The organism is Archangium minus (assembly GCF_044360475.1).
In the GTDB taxonomy this organism is placed as follows: Bacteria; Myxococcota; Myxococcia; order Myxococcales; family Myxococcaceae; genus Archangium; species Archangium minus.
This window is the reverse complement of the sequence record NZ_CP043494.1, coordinates 2,659,834-2,678,270: the sequence shown is the minus strand read 5'-3', so window position 1 is coordinate 2,678,270 and position 18,437 is coordinate 2,659,834. Positions and strand designations below refer to the sequence as shown.

The following is an 18,437-nucleotide window of genomic DNA, read 5'->3' as shown; positions in this document are numbered from 1 at the left end:
CGCTCGCCCCCCGGACGGACGCGGCGTCAGGGCGGGCAGGCGTGCGGGAAAGCAGGGAAACGGAACCGTCCTGAGCTAGACAAGAGGCTCCATGGCGAAGGCGAAGACGCACTACACGTGTCAGGCATGCGGGTACCAGTCAGCGAAGTGGTTGGGGAAGTGCCCCGACTGCGGCGCGTGGAGCTCGCTGGTGGAGGAGACCGAGGCGAAGGTGGACGAGAAGCGCCCGGCATGGGGGGCCTCGGGAGGGGCGTCCAAGCCGGTGCGGCTGCGCGAGGTGAGCGGCGAGCAAGAGGAGCGTCGACGCACGGGCATTGCCGAGTTCGACCGGGTGCTCGGAGGCGGAGTGGTGGACGGCTCGCTGGTGTTGCTGGGAGGAGACCCAGGCATCGGCAAGTCCACGCTGCTGCTGGCGGCGCTGGACAGGCTGGGGCGCTGGGGCCCGGTGCTCTACGTGTCGGGCGAGGAGTCGCTGCGGCAGACGAAGATGCGGGCCGAGCGGCTACGGGTGGAGAGCGAGGCCATCCACCTCTTCGCGGAGACGGACGCGGACCGGGTGCTGGCGGTGGCAGAGGGCCTCAAGCCGCGGGCGCTGGTGGTGGACTCCATCCAGACCATGTACCTGCCGGAGCTGGGCAGCGCGCCGGGGAGCATCTCGCAGGTGCGCGAGGTGGCGGGGCGCTTCATGGCCTTCGCCAAGCGCAGCGGGGTGCCCACGTTCCTGGTGGGGCACGTGACGAAGGAAGGCTCCATCGCGGGCCCGCGCGTGCTGGAGCACATGGTGGACACAGTCCTCTACTTCGAGGGCGAGCGCGGCCACCCCTTCCGGATTCTGCGTGCGCACAAGAACCGCTTTGGCTCGACGAACGAGATTGGCGTCTTCGAGATGAAGGGCGCGGGGCTGGTGGAGGTGCCGGATCCGTCGGCGCTCTTCCTGGCGGAGCGGCCCGCGGGCAAGGCGGGCAGCGTGGTGACGTGCACGCTGAACGGCACACGGCCGCTGCTGGTGGAGGTACAGGCGCTGGTGGCGCCCACGGGCTACGGCACGGCGAGGCGCACGGCCATTGGCGTGGATGGCAACCGTGTGGCGCTGCTGGCGGCGGTGCTGGAGAAGAAGGAGGACATCCCGCTGGTGGGATGCGATCTCTTCGTGAACGTGGCGGGAGGCATGCAGCTGTCCGAGCCGGCCTGCGACCTGGCGGTGTGCGCGGCGCTGGTGAGCAGCCTGCAGAACCGACCGCTGGAGGCGCACACGCTGGTGCTGGGCGAGGTGGGCTTGGCGGGCGAGGTGCGCGCGGTGGGCCAGGTGGAGCCGCGACTCGCCGAGGCGGCGAAGATGGGCTTTCAGCGGGCCATCATTCCGAAGGGGAGCGCGCGGCGACTGGAGGACACGAAGCTGGAGGTCGTGGGCGTGGAGACGCTCTCCGAGGCACTGGGAGCGATGTTCGACTGAGCGGGCTGCCTACTGCAGCCCGAGCTCGCGGTCCCAGTCATGTAGCAGCCCGATGAGCTCCGCCGTGCGAGCGCCAGACGCATGCTCGAAAGCGCGCGGGTCCAGAGTAGCGAGACGCTCGCGCTGGAAGGTGGGGGCGGCCACTTCGTCCCGGTACTTCAGCTTGCCGGCATGCGCGAGGGCGCGTGGCATTTCCCGGAGGATGGCCTCGATGCAGTCCTCCCGGGTCGCTCGTGACATGCGCTCCGCCACCATTTCCAGGCGCGTGCGTACTGGGGCATCTCCAGCCTCCGGGCACCACGCATCCATGGCCCAGTCACAGGAGGCCACCATCAGCTCCTCCAGGGAGAGCGCCGCCCCCAGGGTTTTGAAGAGATAGCGCGCAGACTGGAGCGGCTCCCAGAAGCGCAACACCGCCCGCAGACGCACCGCCGTGCGCTCGGCGCTCACTGGGCCCATCTGAGCAAGAGCGAAGAACAGCGCCCCCCAGGCCGTCTCACGGAAGAACGCCTCGTAGGCATCCCTCACGGCGATTGAATTCTGCCAGTCCAGGGTCTCCCACAATGCGTTCATCACATCCGATACCATGTACAGGCGCCAGACCGGACGCTCGTGCTGGAAGTCAGCTACCCCCTGTGTCAACACCACTTCGCCAGGAGTCACCTCCAGCATCTGGCTGGGAGCGGAGAAGAGTCCGGCTTGCCTGTACTGCTCGCCGCACCGCAATCCTTCTTTTTGTGCCTTCTGCAGAACCGAGCGGTAGGTGCCATGCAGAAAGGACGGCAGTTGCAGCAAAGAAGTCTGTCCAGGCGCCATGGGGCGCGTCCTATCAAAGCGTGTCCTCATTGAGGAAGAGACATGCCCGCTGCAGCGGGAACCTGCGCTGGGGGTGCTGTGGGTGGCGATCGAGCTGGAAAAGGGATGACTTGTGCTCCACCCCCTTGGGTGGGGGGCTGACGAACCCCCGAGCCCATCTGACCGAAGATCGCACCTGAGAAGAAACCCGTCGCGGCGGTGCCAACAACCTCGATGACGATGCCCACGGCCCCGCTGAACGAGGCAAGCCGTTCGCGCCGACTGACCATCCCCTCCACGGCCTGTCCCACCCACCCACCGTACTTCTGCAACTCCTGCACGGTGAGCTCTACCCACTGCCCGGCTTCATACGCCGCCACCTCGGATTCAAAACGCCGCTGGCTGCGGGTCCACTGGTACAGGACCACACCTGGCTCGGTAGTCCGCCACTCCAGGCGCCAAATGTATTGCCCCCGGGCAAACCGAATCAGGACTTCACCCTGAAAATCCGTGCCTCCGGTGAAGCGCTTGCCAAACAAGAGGGTCCGGTTCAATGCAGCCAGATAGGTCCGCGCCTCCTCGCGGCCCTCTTGCAGCCCCTGGTCATTCCAGGGTTTGATTTCAAAAAGGCTCCGAATGAAAACATCGGTGATGTCCGGACGTAGGTTGCTCTCTTCCGGGAGCAGCCGGGACGCATCCCCGAATCCGGTTTTCGTCACGATGGCCTGAATCCTCTCGGTGTTGTAGTAGACAACACTGCGCGGGTGGTTCACTCCGTACATGTATGCAATGAGGCGGTGCGCGGCGTTGCCCAGGAAGAACTCCCAGGGCATCTGCGAATCCGGACTCCTGCCGGGGACGTTGTAGCCCCGGAGCGTCGGGCCGGTAGGTGCCCCACCCGTTGGCGGACCGTCGCTCATGGCCAGGAGGACTCTCGGCGACGAAACGGAGTTCGGCGACGCGCTGAACCGTGGCACCTCCTGGCCCCTGACTGAAGAAACCCCCGTGGTGCAGCCGAAGAACACCAACACGAGCAACAGGGCCGCCCCACACCGCACGGCCTGGGACATGAAGGGACTGCCGACGGCGGTACGCACGGGCACCTCCCGCTCCGCTCACCCACTCAAGCGCGGAGTCAGGACGCAGTAGAGGCCGAGCACCCCGGGAAACCCAGGCCCTCCCCAGTAGGGCAAAGCCGGGCAACAGCCTCTGGGCCATCGCAGTGTCCACCGCCGTCAGGTCAACGACGAAGTGGCCCCCCTCGCTCCGAACGACGAGCTCACGGGGACGCGCACATCGCGCCAGGTGCCTACTGCAACCCGAGCTCGTGGTCCCAATTGACCAACAGCCAGATCAGATCTCCCGTACGTGCGGCGGACACCCGCTCGAAGAACCGTGAGTCGAGCGTGGCGAGACGCTCGCGCTGATAGGCAGGGTCGGCCAATATTTGCCGGTGCTTCAATTTGCCCGCGTGCGCGAGAGCCTGGGGCAATTGCCGGAAGATGGCCTCGATGCATTCATCCCGCGTCGCCCTCGCCATGCGCTCCGCCGCCACCTCCAGGCGAGAGCGCACCGAGGCCTCTCCCACCGGGCACCATGCATCCATCGCCCAGCCACTGGAGGCCTTCATGAGGTCCTCCAGACTGAGCTCTGTCCCCAGGGTTTTGAAGAGGTAGCGCACAGACTGAAGCGGTTCCCAGAAGCGCAGCACTGCCTGGAGGCGCTGCGCCGTTCGCGGCGCGCTCACCGGACCCATCTGCTCGAGCGCAAAATACAGCGCCCCCCAGGCCGTCCCGCGAAAGAACGCCTCGTAGGCATCCCTCACGACGATTGAATTCTGCGAGTCCAGGGCTTCCCACAGTGCGCTCATGACATCTGACACCATGTACAGACGCCAGACCGGACGCTCGTGCTGGAAGTCGGCTACGCCCTGTGTCAACACCACATCGTCAAGACGGACCTCCAGCATCTGCGAGGGGGCGGAGAAGACGCCGTCCTTCTTGTATTGCTCGGCGCACCGAAGGCCCTCCATCCGCGTCTTCTGCTGAATCGAGCGATAGGTGCCATGCAGGAACGACGGCAGTTGCAGCGAAGAAGTCTCTCCTGGGGCCATGAATCGCGTCCTATCAAGGTGGGCGCTCATCGAGGAAGGGACATGCCCGCCGCAGCAGGCACCTGCACCGGGGATACGGCAGGAGGCTGTTGCGTTGGAAAGGGGATGACCTGCCCACCTCCCTGGGTGGGGGGCTGCCTCGCACCGGTCCCCGACCCCATCCGACCGAAAATCTCACCCGAGAAGACAGCCGTCGCGGCGGTACCAACGACCTCGATGACGATCCCCACGACCCCAGTGAAAGTGGCAAGCCGTTCGCGTCGGCGGACCATGTCCTCCACCGCCTGCCCCAACCACCCGCCGTATTGCCGCATCTCCTGCTCGGTGAGTTCCACCCACTGCCCGGCCTCATACGCCGCCGCTTGCGACTCGAAGCGCTGTTGACTGCGGGTCCATTGGTACTGAATCACTCCTGGCTCGGTGGTCCGCCACTCCAGACGCCAGATGTACTGCCCCCGCGCGAAACGAATCAGGGTTTCTCCCTGGAAGTCCGTGCCACCTGTGAAGTGCTTGCCCACCAAGATGGTTCGGTTCAGTGCGGCCAGATAGACCCGGGCCTCCTCTCGTCCCTCCTGGAGACCCTGTTCATTCCAGGGCTTGATTTCAAAGAGACTCAGGACAAGCCGACGAAACGGAGTTCGGCGACGCGCTGAACCGTGGCACCGCCTGGCCCCTGACTGAAGAAACCCGCGTGACTGGAGCCGTGGCGCAGCCAACGAACACCGACACGAGCAACAGGGCCGCCCCACACCGCACGGCCTGGGACATGAAGGGACAGCCGACGGCGGCACGCACGGGCACCTCCCGCTCCGCTCACCCACTCAGGCGCGGAGTCAGGACGCAGTAGAGGCCGAGCACCCCTGGAAACCCAGGCCCTCCTCAGTCGGATCATGCGATGATTCCCTCCCGCTGCCGTCACGTTCGCCGCATGCCCACCCCGCTCCCCCTCACCTCCCGCTTGAAGGACGCGCTGGGCTCGCTCTCGGCGCGTCTGCTCGTGGCCTTCCTACTGCCCACCCTGCTCTTCCTCGCGCTCACGGGCTCGTCGGTCTACGCCCTCGCCCGCTCCATTCTGGAGGACGAGCTGGGCAACAGCCTCTCGGCCATCGCCGCGGCCACGGCCAGTCAGGTCAACGGCGAGCGGATGCTCACCATTGAGCCGGGCGACGACATCTCGGAGACGCGCACGTGGCGCAACCTGGTCCGCCTGCTCACCGAGGTGCGCGACGCGAGCGGCGTGCGACGGGTGTTCGTGGTGGACACGCAGGGTCGGGTGCGCGTGGACGTGGGCGGAGGCCTCCCGGTGGGCACAGAGGCACCCGAGCTCGCGCGCGACAGGCTGGAGCTCTCCCGCGTCTTCTCCGGCCAGCGCGCGGCCAGCCAGGTGCTCTTCCAGGGCACGGATGGGCGCCTCTACAAGACGGGCTACGCCCCGGTGCGCCGCGAGTCCGACGTCGTGGGCGCGGTGGCAGTCGAGGGCAGCGCCGCCTTCTTCGGTCCCCTCGCTCAGCTGTCCCGGAGCCTCGCGGCGGCAAGCGCCATGGCGCTCGGCGTGCTGGGGCTGGTGGCCGTCCTCACGGCGCGAGGGCTCGCACGCCCACTGCGGCGGCTGATGGACTCGGCGCTGCGCATCGGCCGGGGCGACCTGACGACGCCCGTCCCCCCGGAGCCCACGCGCGAGATCGGCGTGCTGGCACGCGAGCTGGAAGTCATGCGCGGGGCGCTCGAGAGCCGGGATCGGCAGCTCAAGCTGATGCTGGCGGGAGTGGCCCACGAGGTGCGCAATCCCCTGGGTGGCATCTCCCTCTTCTCGGGACTTCTCGCGGAGGACCTGAAGGCGGGCGCCCACGCAGAGGCAGCCGGGCACGTGGCGCGCATCCAACACGAGGCGGAGTACCTCCAGCGCATCGTCGAGGACTTCTTGGCCTTTGCCCGCGAGCAACCCCTCTCGCGCGAGCCCGTGGCGGCACCGGATCTCCTCCACGAGGCCAGCGGCCTGCTCGCGGCGGACGCAGCGGCTCGGGAGGTGACGGTGGAGGTGGAAGCCGAGCCAGCGGTGCTGGAGGCGGATGGCAGCCTGCTGACCGCGGCGCTGGTGAACCTGGTGAAGAACGCGGTGCAGGCCTCGCCCCAGGGAGGCCGGGTGCGGGTGACGGGCCGAGGCGAGCGCGAGGGCTACGCCATCCGCGTCCAGGACAGCGGGCCTGGCATCCCAGAGGCTGAGCAAGAACGCATCTTCGAGCCCTTCTTCACCACCCGTGAAAAGGGCACAGGCTTGGGGTTGCCCCTGTCGCGAAAAATCGCCCGGGCGCACGGCGGAGACCTGCGGCTTGTCCCGTCCCCGGGAGCCACCATCTTCGAGCTCACCCTCCCGCTGAACACGGCTGCGATCGTCCGCTAACCAACCTGCCGAGCAGGCCCTTGCCTGACGTTCTCCACCCTGGGAAATGCACCCCCCGGAATGACCTGTTGCGCGGACGACAGCCCGTCTGCCGTGCCGAACAAGAGGACACGGAACGAAGTAAGAGAATTGGGAGTGCCAGACAGGCGGAAGGAAGATAGCTGCCCGGCAGATTTCACCTCCTTGGCCGATGGAGGCTCACTCGACGTGTCCCGCCAGTCCGACGGCGATCTCAACGCGTATGATCCCCTGCACTCCCTCTTCGGAAGCACGGGCTCGGAGCAGCGACTCGATACCGAGCGCGAACAGTTCCGCATGCTCGCCGAGGCCCTGCCGCAGATCGTCTGGACGGCGCGAACGGACGGCATCCAGGACTACCTGAACCGGCGCTGGTACGAGTACACCGGCATGTCCTTCGAGGACTCGAAGGGCGAGGGCTGGAAGCAGGCCTTCCACCCCGAGGACAGGCCCGAGGCGGACAAGCGCTGGAGCCACAGCCTGGCCACCGGTGAGCCCTATGAGGCGGAGTACCGCTGCCGCCGGCTCGACGGCGTGTGGCGCTGGTTCCTCGGCCGCGCCATCCCCGTGCACGACGCCCAGGGCCGCATCGTCCGCTGGTTCGGCACCTGCACGGACATTGATGACCAGAAGCGCACCTCGGACGTGCACGGCTTCCTCGCCGAGGCCAGCTCTCTGCTCGCGCTCACGTTGGACCCTGAGGAGACCGTCCGCAACCTCACCCGCCTGGTCGTGCCCCGGTTGGCGGATTGGTGTGCAGTGGATGTGGTCCGGCCAGACGAGACGGTTGAGCGCGTCTCCGTGACGCATACCGACGCCAACCGGGAGACGTTCGCCTGGCAGTTCGCGCAGCACGAGCCCGTGGACCTCCACAACGCCGCGCACGGGCCCGGCTACGTCATGCGTACCGGCGAGTCAGAGCTGCTGGAGGTCATCTCGGACGCGACGCTCGCCAGCATTCCACGAGACGCCGAGGGCCTGCGACTACTCAGAGAGCTGGGGCTGCGCTCCTCCCTCATCGTGCCGATGGTGGTGCACGGACGCACGCTCGGCGCCATCACCCTGGCGCAGGCCGGGAGCGCCCGGAGCTTCTCCGCGGCGGACCTGCCGCTGGCCGAGGAGCTCGCGCGCCGGGCCGCGCTCGCGCTGGACAACGCGCGCTTGTACCGGGAGAGCCAGGAGGCCGTCCGCCGAGCCCAGCACGAGCGGTACCTCGCCGAGCAGGCGCGCGCCATGCTGGACACGCTCCTGGACGCCGCGCCCGCGGGCATCGCCCTCTTTGATCGAACGCTGTGCTTCGTGCGCGTCAACCGCACCCTGGAGGCCATCAACCGGCGGCCCGCCGAGGACCACCTGGGCCACACCATGCCCGAGGTGCTCGCCGCGCAGCAGACGCCCGGCGTGGACATCGTGGTGAAGTCCCTGCGGCGAGCGCTGGAGACGGGTGAGACGCAGACGGTGGAGTCCTCCACCAGGATGCCCAACGGGGAGGAGCGGGCCTGGCTGGCGCGCTATGCGCCCGTGCGCTCCGCCGAGGGCACCACGCTGGGTGTGGCCACGGTGGTGCTGGACATCACCGAGCGTAAGCGCGCCGAGGCCGAGCGCGAGCGCCTCATCGCCGCGCTGGAGCGCAGCAACCAGGAGTTGGATCAATTCGCCTACGTGGCCAGCCACGATCTGAAGGCCCCGCTGCGCGGCATCGCCAACCTGTCGCAGTGGATTGAAGAGGACCTGAAGGACGTGATGACCGACGAGACGCGCGAGCAGATGAAGCTGCTGCGCGGACGGGTGCAGCGCATGGAGGCGCTCATCAACGGCATCCTCGACTACAGCCGCGCGGGCCGGATGCGCAGCCGGCCGGAGCGGGTGGACGTGGGCCGGCTGTTGAGCGAGTGCGTGGAGCTGCTCGCCCCACCGGCCGAGGCCGTCGTGCAGGTGGAGCCCGGCATGCCCACGCTGCGCACCGAGCGGGTGCCCCTGCAGCAGGTGTTCCTCAACCTGTTGGGCAATGCCTTCAAGCACGCCCGGAGCTCCGACATGCGAGTGCACGTGGGCGTGCGCCAGGTGGACGCATTCTGGGAGTTCTCCGTGGCCGACAACGGCCCGGGCATCGCCCCCGAGTACCACGAGCGCATCTGGGGCATCTTCCAGACGCTCCGAGCCCGCGACGAGCTGGAGAGCACCGGCATTGGCCTGTCGGTGGTGAAGAAGAGCGTGGAGGCGCGCGGGGGACGCGCCTGGTTGGAGTCCGCGCCTGGCCAGGGCGCCACCTTCCGTTTTACCTGGCCCAAGCACATCCCGGACGAGGGGCGCTGAGGGTGTCCGTGAAGATGCTGAACATCCTGCTGGTGGATGACGACTCGGTGGACGTGATGAACGTCCAACGTGCCTTCAAGAAGAACAACGCCCATAACGCGCTCTACGTCGCGCGGGACGGACGCCAGGCACTGGAGATGCTGCGCGATGGCACGGTGCCAATGAACAACCGACTCGTCCTGCTGGACCTCAACATGCCGAGGATGAATGGCATCGAGTTCCTGCGAGCCCTGCGCTCCGACCCGGAGCTGAGCACCACCCCCGTGGTGGTGCTCACCACGTCCAACGATGATAGAGACCGGGTGCAGAGTTATGCCCACCATGTGGCTGGATACCTCGTCAAACCCGTCACCTCCCCGGCTTTCGTGGAGTTGATGGCCGCACTCAACGCATACTGGATGCGGGTGGAGCTGCCTTGAGGGCCGAGGACCAAATGGAGGAGCAACCGCTGCGCCTGTTGGTGGCGGACGATGACGAGGTGGACCGGCTCGCGGTGCGGCGAGCCCTGCTCAAAGCGGGGTTGAACGCCCAGCTCGTCGAGGTCAGCGATGGTGCGTCCGCGCTCTCCGCCCTGATGGAGCAGTCCTTCGACTGCGCGTTCCTCGACTTCCAGATGCCAGGCGAGGACGGACTGTCGGTGCTGCGCCAGGCTCGCGCGGCGCTGGTGGAGACGCCCATCATCATGCTCACCGGCCAGGGCGACGAGCACATCGCCGTGGAGCTGATGAAGGCCGGCGCTACCGATTACCTCGGCAAGTCGGCGCTCACCCCGGAGCGGCTGACCCACCTGCTGCGTCAGGCCCAGCGCCTGCACGAGGCGGAGCAGCAGTACCGCACGCTCGCCGAGGTGCTGCCGCACACCATCTGGACGAGCCGACCAAACGGGGAGCTGGACTACATCAGCCGCCGCGGCTTCGAGGACTCCGGCATGGCCCCGGGGGATCCCTCGCAGTGGCCCAAGGCCGTCCACCCGGAGGACATGCCCCGGCTGATGGAGCGCTGGCATCACAGCCTGCGCACCGGAGAGCCCTATGAGGTCGACGTCCGCATCTGGCGGAAGTCCGATAGCACCTGGCGCTGGCATCTCGTCCGAGCCCTCCCTACGAGGGATGCACGTGGCCGTGTCGTCCGCTGGTTCGGCACCAACGCGGACATCGATGATCAGCGGCGTGCCCAGGAGCGCGCCTCGCGTCTGCAGGCCGTCACCGCCGCGCTCTCCGAGGCCCCCACGCCCCGGCAGGTCATCGAAGTCATCATTACCCAGGGAGTGACAGCGCTGGACGCCCAGTCGGGAGCCGTCTGCCTGATGGCCGAGGACGGCCAGTCGCTCGAGCTCGCGAGCGCCACCGACAATGTACGGACCATGACGCGGGGTCTGGAGCGCATCCCGCTCGATGCCCCCCTGGCGGTGACGGAGGCAGTCCGCACCGACCGGCTCGTCCTCTTCGCCAACCGCGAGGAGCGGGACCGCCGCTATCCCACGGTCGCGCGGTTGGATCTGCCCTACGAAGCCGCGGCGGTGATGCCCCTGAGAGGCAGCCGGGGCGTGATGGGCGCCCTGGTGGTGAACTTCTTCCAGCCGCGCACCCTCTCACCCCACGAGCAGGAGTTCTGTCTCTCCCTGGCACGTCAAGGAGCACAAGCGCTGGAGCGCGCCCGCCTCTACGAGGCCGCGCAGCAGGCGCGCACCGCCGCGGAGGAGAGCGAGGCCCAGCTGCGCAGTGTGCTGGCGGAGCGCGAGCGGATGGAGGCCACACTACAGGAGCGCGACGAGCGGCTGCGCGCGGCCCTGTGGGCGAGCGGCACCGGCACCTTCCGCTGGGACATCCGCACCGGCGCGCTGGAGTGGGACGAGAACCTGGACCAGCTCTACGGTCTGCCCCCGGGGCGGACGGTGCAGACGATCGAGGACTTCTACCCCCTGGTGCACCCGGAGGACCGGGCCGAGGTGGAGCGCCGGAACAGCGCGTGCGCGCGAGAGGGCGCGGACTTCGAGTTGGACTACCGCGTCGTATGGCCGGATGGACGCGTGCACTGGCTCAGCAGCAAGGGCAAGACGTTCGTGGACGCGAACGGACGCCCGCTCTACATGACGGGCGCCTGCGTGGACATCACCGCCCAGAAGCGGCAGGAGGCCGAGGCGCGCCAGCTCGCCGAGTTCGAGCGGCAGATCCTCGGCATCGTCAGCCACGACCTGCGCAACCCGCTGAGCGTCATCCGCATCTCCGCCTCCATGCTGCTCGCGCGCGAGGGGCTGGACGAGCGGGCCAGCAAGAACCTCACCCGCATCATCTCCGCCTCGGACCGAGCCACCCGCCTCATCCGCGACCTGTTGGACTTCAGCCAGGCGCGGCTGGGCGGCGGCATTCCGGTGGAGCGCAAGCGGATGGACCTCTTCGAGCTGGCCCGCGGCGTGGTGGAGGAGCTGGCCGCCAGCCACCCGGAGCGGCAGATGGAGATGGCGCAGGAGGGCGAGGGCGCGGGCGAGTGGGATGGAGATCGGCTCGCGCAGGTGCTCGGTAACCTCGTGGGCAACGCGCTCCAGCACAGCCCGCCGGAGACGCCGGTGCGGGTGAGCTGCCGGGGCGAGTCCGGGCAGGTGCTGCTCGAGGTGCACAACCAGGGCTCGCCCATCGAGGCGTCACTGCTGCCCGACCTCTTCGAGCCCTTCCGAAGAGGCCGGCACGCGGGGAACGGGGCGGGCAGCGTGGGGCTGGGGCTCTACATCACCCGGCAGCTGGTGCTGGCCCATGGCGGCGGCATCACGGTGACCTCGCGCCCGGGAGATGGGACACGCTTCACGGTGCGGCTGCCGCGCCGGGCTCCGACGCCCCCACCCTTCCAGGAGGCCTGAGCGGCACCTCAGCGGTTGACGGACTTCATGCTCGCCTCGGGGTAGCGGGTGCCGGCCGCCACTCCCTTGGGCGCGATGGCGTCGAGCTCCCGCAGCTCCTCGGGAGAGAGCCGGATGTTGGCCGCGGCGATGTTCTCCTTGAGGTACTTCACCTGTTTGGTGCCAGGGATGGGGACGATGTCCTCTCCCCGTGCCATCACCCAGGCGATGGCGAGCTGCGAGGCCTTCACCTTCTTGCGCGCGGACAGCTCGTTGATCTTCTCCACGAGCTGGAGGTTCTTCGTGAAGTTGTCGCCCTGGAAGCGCGGGCTGTTGCGGCGGTAGTCGTTGGGCGCGAAGTCCTCGGGGCGGCGGTAGCGGCCGGTGAGGAAGCCGCGGCCCAGCGGGCTGTAGGCGACGAAGCCGATGCCCAGCTCACGCACAGTGGGGAGGATCTCGTCCTCCGGCTCACGGCTCCAGAGCGAGTACTCGGTCTGGAGCGCGGAGATGGGGTGCACCTTGTGGGCGCGGCGGATGGTGTCGGGAGCGGCCTCGGACAGGCCGAGGTAGCGGACCTTGCCCTGCTTCACCAGTTCGGCCATGGCGCCCACGGTGTCCTCGATGGGGACAGAGGTGTCCACGCGGTGCTGGTAGTAGAGATCGATGTGGTCGACGCCCAACCGCTTCAGCGAGGCGTCGCATGCCTTGCGCACATAGTCAGGCTTGCCGCTGATGCCGAGGAACGAGCCATCCTCGCCGCGCACGTTGCCGAACTTGGTGGCGAGGATGACCTGGTCCCTCCGGTCGGCGATGGCCTTGCCCACCAGCTTCTCGTTGGTGAACGGCCCGTACATGTCCGCCGTGTCGAGGAAGTTCACCCCCAGCTCCAGGGCCCGGTGGATGACGGAGATGGACTCCTTCTCATCACCCGAGCCGTAGAACTCGCTCATCCCCATGCAGCCCAGGCCCTGGGCGGAGACCTTCAGCCCCTGCTTTCCGAGCGCCCTCTGCTCCATGACGTTCCTCCTGTGGGTACGGACGCCGGTGGGCCGGACGCCCGTATGGGCCCCCTTGTTAGCCACCCGGGCCCGCCGGGACCAGGGGAAGAACGGCCGTCGTCCACATTCCGACTCAGCCCGCGCGCACCACCGCTCGGGCCTTCTCCAGCATCCGACGCAGCGGCGCCTCGTCCGCCCAGGCCAGCGCCTCCTCCCACGTCAGCCACCGTGCCCCGGAGGACTCGCCCGGATCATGCGCCAGCGCCTCGGGGTTCTCCGCCACCACCAGGTAGCGCACGTCCAGGTGCAGGTGCTCCGGCTCGTCCTTGCGCGCGGGAATCGTGTGGACGTCTATGTCCAGCGGCCTCGGCGCGCGCGCGTGCAGCCGCACCTGGCACCCCGTCTCCTCCCGCGCCTCCCGCAGCGCCGTGGCCTCCATGCTGCCCGCGTCCAACGCCTCCGCGTGCCCACCGGGCTGCAACCACCGCTTCAGCTTCCCGTGGTGCACCAGCGCCACCCGCTCTCCTGCCGGGTCCACCACCACCGCACTACCCGTGAAGTGCGCCCGCTCCTGCTTTCGGGAGAAGGGCTGTTCCAGCTCGTCGGCGAACGTCCGCATCCGCGCCAGGTCTTCGCGCTCCTTGTCGTCGGTGGGAACGTGGTGGGCCAGCAGCTCATGCAGGGAAGTCGGGGGGGCAATCATGGGCGCGCATTGTGCACTGATATAAGGTCGCGTCCATGGCCCGCATCCTTGTCATCGACGACCACGACACCCTCCGTGAGGGCATGGCAGTCACCCTCACGCGCTCGGGACACACCGTGACCGCCGCCCGCTCTGGGACCGACGGTGTCGCCGCCTACAAGAAGACGCCCTTCGATCTCGTCGTCACCGACCTGAAGATGGATGGCATGGACGGTATCGCCGTCACCCAGGCGCTCAAGTCCCTGGACCCGGCCGCCGTCGTCATGGTCGTCACGGCCTTCGGCACCATCGAGACGGCCGTGCAGGCCATGCAGCAGGGTGCCTACGACTTCATCACCAAGCCCTTCACCCCGGACGTGCTGCGCGCCAAGGTGGAGAAGGGCCTGGAGCTGTCCTCCACCCGCCGCCAGGTGGAGCGCCTGTCCGCCCGCACCGAGGCCCTCGAGTCCGACGCCGCCCTCGCCCACGGCAACCTGCTGGTGGGCGACAGCGAGCCCATGCAGCGACTCGTCACCCTGGTACGCAAGGCCGCCGCCACCGACGCCACCGTCTTCGTGCGCGGCGAGTCCGGAACCGGCAAGGAGCTCGTGGCGCGCATGCTCCACCAGCTCTCTCCTCGCAAGGACGGACCCTTCATCGTCGTCCACTGCGCGGCGCTCGCCGAGACGCTCCTGGAGAGCGAGCTGTTCGGCCACGAGCGCGGGGCCTTCACCGGCGCTGTGAAGCGCAAGCTCGGCCGCTTCGAGCTCGCCGACGGCGGCACCCTCTTCCTCGACGAGATTGGCGAAATCCCCCACTCCGTCCAGACGAAGCTCCTGCGCGTCCTCCAGGAGAAGGAGATTCAGCGCGTGGGCGGAGAGGAGACGCTCAAGGTGGACGTGCGCGTGGTGAGCGCTACCCACCGCGACCTCCAGGCCGAGGTGAAGGCCGGCCGCTTCCGCGAGGACCTCTACTACCGGCTGCACATTGTTCCCCTGCTGATTCCTCCCCTGCGTGAGCGCCCCGAGGACATCACCGCGCTCGCCCGACACTTCGTGGCCAAACACTCGCAGCGGGTGAACAAGCGTGTGAAGGGCTTGGATGACAGCTCCCTGCGCGCGCTCACCCGCTACGCCTGGCCGGGCAACGTGCGCGAGCTGGAGAACGTCATCGAGCAGTCGCTCGTCTTCGCCGAGGGCGAGACGCTGCTGGAGTCGGACCTGCCCACGCACCTCACCGGCACGGCGCCCCGCACCGACTCCGGCCTGCCCGTGCCCATGGGGGACAGGCCCCTGCCGGACATCCTCGAGGACCTCGAGCGTCAGCTCATCGCCCGCGCCTACGAGAAGGCCGGCGGGGTGAAGACGGAGACAGCGCGGCTGCTCGGCATCAAGACGTCCGCGCTGTACTACAAGCTGGAGAAGTACGGCTTCATCTCCAAGGGAGAGCGCCCCGAGGAGTCCTGAGCAGGGCACGCGCCGGATGGCTCTCGCAGAGAGGGGCGGTTTGTCGACCCATCGTGTTGGCACGGCCCTCTTGGCCCTGGTGGCCTGGGTGCTGCTGGGTGGATGCGCCACGGGATATCCGCGTGGGAGCTCGCTGAGCGGCTTTGGCATCCACCGGGGAAGCGCGGGAGGCTTCCCCGGACTGTCTTCCAGTCAGGAGGCGCTCGCCCCATTCCTGGCGTGCACCTCCCCCGCGGAATTCATCGAGCTCCAGCACCGAGTGGACATGCCCCGTCTGCTGGAGGCGTTGGATGACTGGTCCGCCGTCCGACTTGGCGCCCTGGGACCTCTGCGCGCAGGCGCCCACGTCCTCAACCGCAAGCGCGCTGCATTCCTCGTCACCGCCACCCGGGAATATGGCGCCGCACGCGCCGAGCTGTTCGCTCTTTTCCTCGTCCACTCGGCCTTCACCAACGACCTGCACGAAGTGCTGCTGGCGCGAGACAAGCACCTCGAGGAGACGCTGGGGCGAATGGGCGCCGCCCGCGAAGCACTGCGGCAGCGAGGCCTGAACCTCTACGAGGGCGGCAAACTCCAGCCCAAGGACCCCAGGGTGCAGGAGACAGCCATCAACAGGGTCAAAGCGGATGTCGAGGGAGCGGAGGTGCTGTTCCAATGAAATTGCTGACGCTTCAGGATTTGAATGTGGAGGACAGCCTGAGGCTCTTCTTTGACGGAGCTTTCAACCCTCACGCTGAACTCGAGCGCGAGTTGGAGCCATTTCTTCAGGCACTCGAGAAGTATGCGGTCGAGTGGATGCCGAACCTCGTCGAGGGCAAGCGACGACGCAAATACTCCCGCACCGCCGTTTGGAAGGCTCTGGAGGAGACGCGCGACGAATACAGCTCGATCATCGGTATCTACCGCACGACATCGCCTGCCGTGGCGTTGACACTCAATCTCGGGCTCACGCACCGCCGACCCGAACTGGGTACCAGCCTCGAGGTACAGCCACTCTCCTTCTTTGCGGAGGCAGAACGCTGCCGAAAGTTCGTGGAAATGGTCCGAGTCTGGGCCTCACGTTATCCGGTCCCCTACGCCGCAGCCCACAGCATGGCGGATGACCAGTTGTCTGGCGCCCCCTACTTCGGCCGCGACGACGAAACCACGCGGCGAGACGGATTCGACAAGGTCTACGAGGTGTGCTGGCTCAACGTCTTCGGCCCGAAGCTGGTGGAAACCGTCGGCCGCGAGCGCATGCTGTCCACACCAGCCCACCGGGTGGAGGAGCTCCCCAACGGCTCCGTCCTCCTGGTGACCTGGCCCACCGCCGCGGACTTCGCCACCGAGGACGCGCGCCAGGCCCAGGCCCGGGCGCTCGTGCATCTCCGGCCGGACCTCGACTTCACCACCGTGCTGCGCACCCTGCGCGAGCGCAGCGCCACGCTCGCTCCCGTGGAGCCCCACTTCCACCCGGACGTGGCTCCGCTCCTCTCACGCGTCGTGGACGACTTCGCCATCAGCAAGCGCCAGCGAAAGATCGCCGAGCTCAACGACTGGCAACCCCCCGAGCCGGACGAGTGGCTCCCCGCCGAATCCGCCCTGCTCCCGGACGTGAACGACCAGGACCTCGTTCGCAGGTACTACGCGACACTCTCCGAGCACCTCGTGGCGCTCCTGCACTCCAAGGTGCCCTCCGTCTTCAAGGAGACGCCTGAGTCCCTCACCGAGGTCGACGCCCACTTCTGGTTGGAGAACTTCCCGGAGGTCTTCGAGCGGAAGAACATCGACGAACACGCGGTCCCCGCCGTGGGCGCGTACCTGGGACAGGTGCTGGTACGCAACCTGGGAGGGCAGTGGATACCGCGCAAGAAACTTGGGGAAGCCCAGGTCCTCGTCGGCCAGCGCGTCTGGCTGCCCATGGTCCGTGCCCGCAGATACATGCGCTCGCGCCAGTCCTTGCTCGACTACTCCCTCACGCGGCTCTACCGCGAGGCCGAGCGCCACCGCTCCTGAAACGCGACCTCCCTCGTGGTGGCCCGAGGCAGAACCTGGGAACGCGCCGTGCCGGGATGCAGCCAGTGGCGGAACATCCCCTCTGGCTGTAAAAAAGAAGCAGCAGCCCTCGAAAATCTACCGTCCCCCCGCCCCCCCTCGTGGTTTTCCGTCATTGCCCACGCCCCCTCTCCTGGCGCCCCCCTGCCCGAACTCCCCGGAACCGCTTGGGTTTCGTGGGCAACGGAGCGCTCCATCACCCAGTAGCCCTGGCATCCTGCTTGCTGTTAGGTGGGGCTTGATGAAGCGCGTCCTGCTCGCCCTCTTGCTGAGCTTCTCCCTGGGTATGCCCGTGTGGGCTGCCTCGGGACTGGACGCGCTGCGGAGCGAGGCGCAGCTGGGCCGGGCCCAGGTGCGCGAGTTGCGCGAGCGTCAGCAGTCGCTGCGTGCGGAGCTGAACACCCTGGCCGGGCGCATCGAGCAGCTCAAGGCCGAGCAGCGAGGCCGGCTGGTGGCGGGCCCGGAGCTGGAGGCGGCGCTGCAGCGCTCGCAGGAGCTCTCCGGCCAGCTCACCGGTCTGGCCCAATCGCTCGCCGGGGCCGAGTCCGAGGCGGAGCGGCGCAACCTCGCGTTGCACACAGCCCTCTCCGACGAGCTGGCCCGGGTTCGAGCGGCCTGGGATGCCACGAGCGACCGCGAGGCCCGCTCCCGGCTGGTTGCCCGGATGCGGAACCTGCGCGCCGAGCGCGACGCGGTGCGCTCCGCGCTGCCTCCCTCGCGAATGCCAGCGTTGAACCCGGCGGGGGCGAGCGATGACCCCGAGGACTTGCTGGAGCAGGCGGATGCGCTGCGCGACTCCGAGGACAAAGTGCGCCAGCGCCTGCAGGCCCTCCGCTCTCGCATCACGGAGGTGCGCGAGGAGCGCGAGCTGGACCGGCGCATGAACGACTTCCTCGGGGAGGAGTCCATGTTCGACGAGCAGGATCGACACATGCGCCTGCGCTTCGACTCCTCCACCCGGTCCATCTCGGTGGAGCGCTCCGCGCGCACGGGGAGCTTCTTCTCCGCTCCGGGGGGTAGCCTCGGGGCTGACCCACAGGGGACTCCTCCTCCGACGACGGAGTCCCCGACGCCGGGAACCGACAGCCCGGAGCCGTCCATGCCCTCCCCGACCCCCTCCCCATCCCCGGGCGACTACCAGCCCTACAGCCGCCGCGCCACGGACAACCGGCCGCAGGTGGGCACGGTGCGCGCCCAGGCGCTCGCCAGCGGCAACCTGGACGATCTGCGCAGCCTGGAGCAGGAGGCGAAGCAGCTCGAGTCGCTCGCTCGCGAGCTGGACTCCCGCGCGGACTCGCTGGAGCGCCGGGCCCGAGAGCTGCGCTAGT

Annotated in this window: 16 protein-coding genes; 10 read left to right on the top strand and 6 right to left on the bottom strand. The window is 68.1% G+C overall.

Going from position 1 to position 18,437, the window contains the following annotated elements; genetic code table 11:
- Positions 1–91: 91 nt before the first annotated feature.
- Positions 92–1,453 carry a DNA repair protein RadA gene (radA, locus tag F0U60_RS11030; RefSeq protein ID WP_395817703.1) on the top strand — a complete coding sequence of 454 codons (1,362 nt, stop codon included), beginning with the start codon at positions 92–94 and terminating at the stop codon, positions 1,451–1,453.
- Between the two features lie 9 nt (positions 1,454–1,462).
- Here radA and F0U60_RS11025 read toward each other — a convergent pair whose 3' ends face one another.
- Both F0U60_RS11025 and F0U60_RS11020 read right to left on the bottom strand, forming a co-directional pair.
- Positions 1,463–2,269 carry a hypothetical protein gene (locus F0U60_RS11025; protein ID WP_395817700.1) on the bottom strand — a complete coding sequence of 269 codons (807 nt, stop codon included), beginning with the start codon at positions 2,267–2,269 and terminating at the stop codon, positions 1,463–1,465.
- A 26-nt stretch (positions 2,270–2,295) separates the two neighbouring features.
- Complete coding sequence (locus F0U60_RS11020; RefSeq protein ID WP_395817697.1) at positions 2,296–3,081, bottom strand: hypothetical protein; 786 nt, start codon at positions 3,079–3,081, stop codon at positions 2,296–2,298.
- 85 nt (positions 3,082–3,166) lie between these two features.
- Here F0U60_RS11020 and F0U60_RS11015 point away from each other — a divergent pair, with 85 nt between their 5' ends.
- Complete coding sequence (locus F0U60_RS11015) at positions 3,167–3,397, top strand: hypothetical protein (RefSeq protein WP_395817694.1); 231 nt, start codon at positions 3,167–3,169, stop codon at positions 3,395–3,397.
- Between the two features lie 160 nt (positions 3,398–3,557).
- Here the strand turns inward: F0U60_RS11015 and F0U60_RS11010 are convergent, their stop codons facing one another.
- Entirely contained in the window at positions 3,558–4,361 is an 804-nt protein-coding gene (locus tag F0U60_RS11010) for a hypothetical protein (RefSeq protein ID WP_395817691.1), read from the bottom strand.
- Positions 4,362–4,387: 26 nt separating this feature from the next.
- Positions 4,388–4,879: a hypothetical protein gene (locus F0U60_RS11005; protein WP_395817688.1), complete on the bottom strand. Its 492-nt coding sequence runs from the start codon at positions 4,877–4,879 to the stop codon at positions 4,388–4,390.
- Between the two features lie 410 nt (positions 4,880–5,289).
- Here F0U60_RS11005 and F0U60_RS11000 point away from each other — a divergent pair, with 410 nt between their 5' ends.
- From F0U60_RS11000 to F0U60_RS10985, 4 genes are all read left to right on the top strand, one after another.
- Positions 5,290–6,762, top strand: a complete 1,473-nt coding sequence (locus F0U60_RS11000) for an ATP-binding protein (RefSeq protein ID WP_395817685.1) — start codon at positions 5,290–5,292, stop codon at positions 6,760–6,762.
- A 207-nt stretch (positions 6,763–6,969) separates the two neighbouring features.
- Positions 6,970–9,096 carry a PAS domain-containing protein gene (locus F0U60_RS10995; RefSeq protein ID WP_395817682.1) on the top strand — a complete coding sequence of 709 codons (2,127 nt, stop codon included), beginning with the start codon at positions 6,970–6,972 and terminating at the stop codon, positions 9,094–9,096.
- A gap of 14 nt (positions 9,097–9,110) precedes the next feature.
- On the top strand, positions 9,111–9,515 hold the full coding sequence (locus F0U60_RS10990; RefSeq protein ID WP_395825182.1) for a response regulator: 405 nt from the start codon (positions 9,111–9,113) through the stop codon (positions 9,513–9,515).
- Between the two features lie 14 nt (positions 9,516–9,529).
- Complete coding sequence (locus F0U60_RS10985) at positions 9,530–11,950, top strand: PAS domain-containing protein (RefSeq protein ID WP_395817679.1); 2,421 nt, start codon at positions 9,530–9,532, stop codon at positions 11,948–11,950.
- Between the two features lie 8 nt (positions 11,951–11,958).
- Here the strand turns inward: F0U60_RS10985 and F0U60_RS10980 are convergent, their stop codons facing one another.
- Both F0U60_RS10980 and F0U60_RS10975 read right to left on the bottom strand, forming a co-directional pair.
- Positions 11,959–12,945, bottom strand: a complete 987-nt coding sequence (locus F0U60_RS10980) for an aldo/keto reductase (RefSeq protein ID WP_395817676.1) — start codon at positions 12,943–12,945, stop codon at positions 11,959–11,961.
- A gap of 115 nt (positions 12,946–13,060) precedes the next feature.
- Positions 13,061–13,630, bottom strand: coding sequence for an NUDIX hydrolase (locus F0U60_RS10975; protein WP_395817673.1), 570 nt, complete (start codon positions 13,628–13,630; stop codon positions 13,061–13,063).
- 35 nt (positions 13,631–13,665) lie between these two features.
- Between F0U60_RS10975 and F0U60_RS10970 the strand changes: the two genes are divergently transcribed.
- The 4 genes from F0U60_RS10970 (at position 13,666) to F0U60_RS10955 (ending at position 18,436) form a co-directional block, all read left to right on the top strand.
- The gene (locus F0U60_RS10970) at positions 13,666–15,075 is read left to right on the top strand and encodes a sigma-54-dependent transcriptional regulator (RefSeq protein ID WP_395817671.1); all 1,410 of its coding nucleotides are present in this window, start codon (positions 13,666–13,668) and stop codon (positions 15,073–15,075) included.
- Between the two features lie 40 nt (positions 15,076–15,115).
- Positions 15,116–15,733, top strand: coding sequence for a hypothetical protein (locus F0U60_RS10965; protein WP_395817668.1), 618 nt, complete (start codon positions 15,116–15,118; stop codon positions 15,731–15,733).
- Positions 15,730–17,070, top strand: coding sequence for a hypothetical protein (locus tag F0U60_RS10960; RefSeq protein WP_395817665.1), 1,341 nt, complete (start codon positions 15,730–15,732; stop codon positions 17,068–17,070). Before F0U60_RS10965 ends, F0U60_RS10960 begins: the two co-directional genes overlap by 4 nt.
- 280 nt (positions 17,071–17,350) lie before the next feature.
- Positions 17,351–18,436: a TetR family transcriptional regulator gene (locus F0U60_RS10955; protein ID WP_395817663.1), complete on the top strand. Its 1,086-nt coding sequence runs from the start codon at positions 17,351–17,353 to the stop codon at positions 18,434–18,436.
- Position 18,437 lies beyond the last annotated feature (1 nt).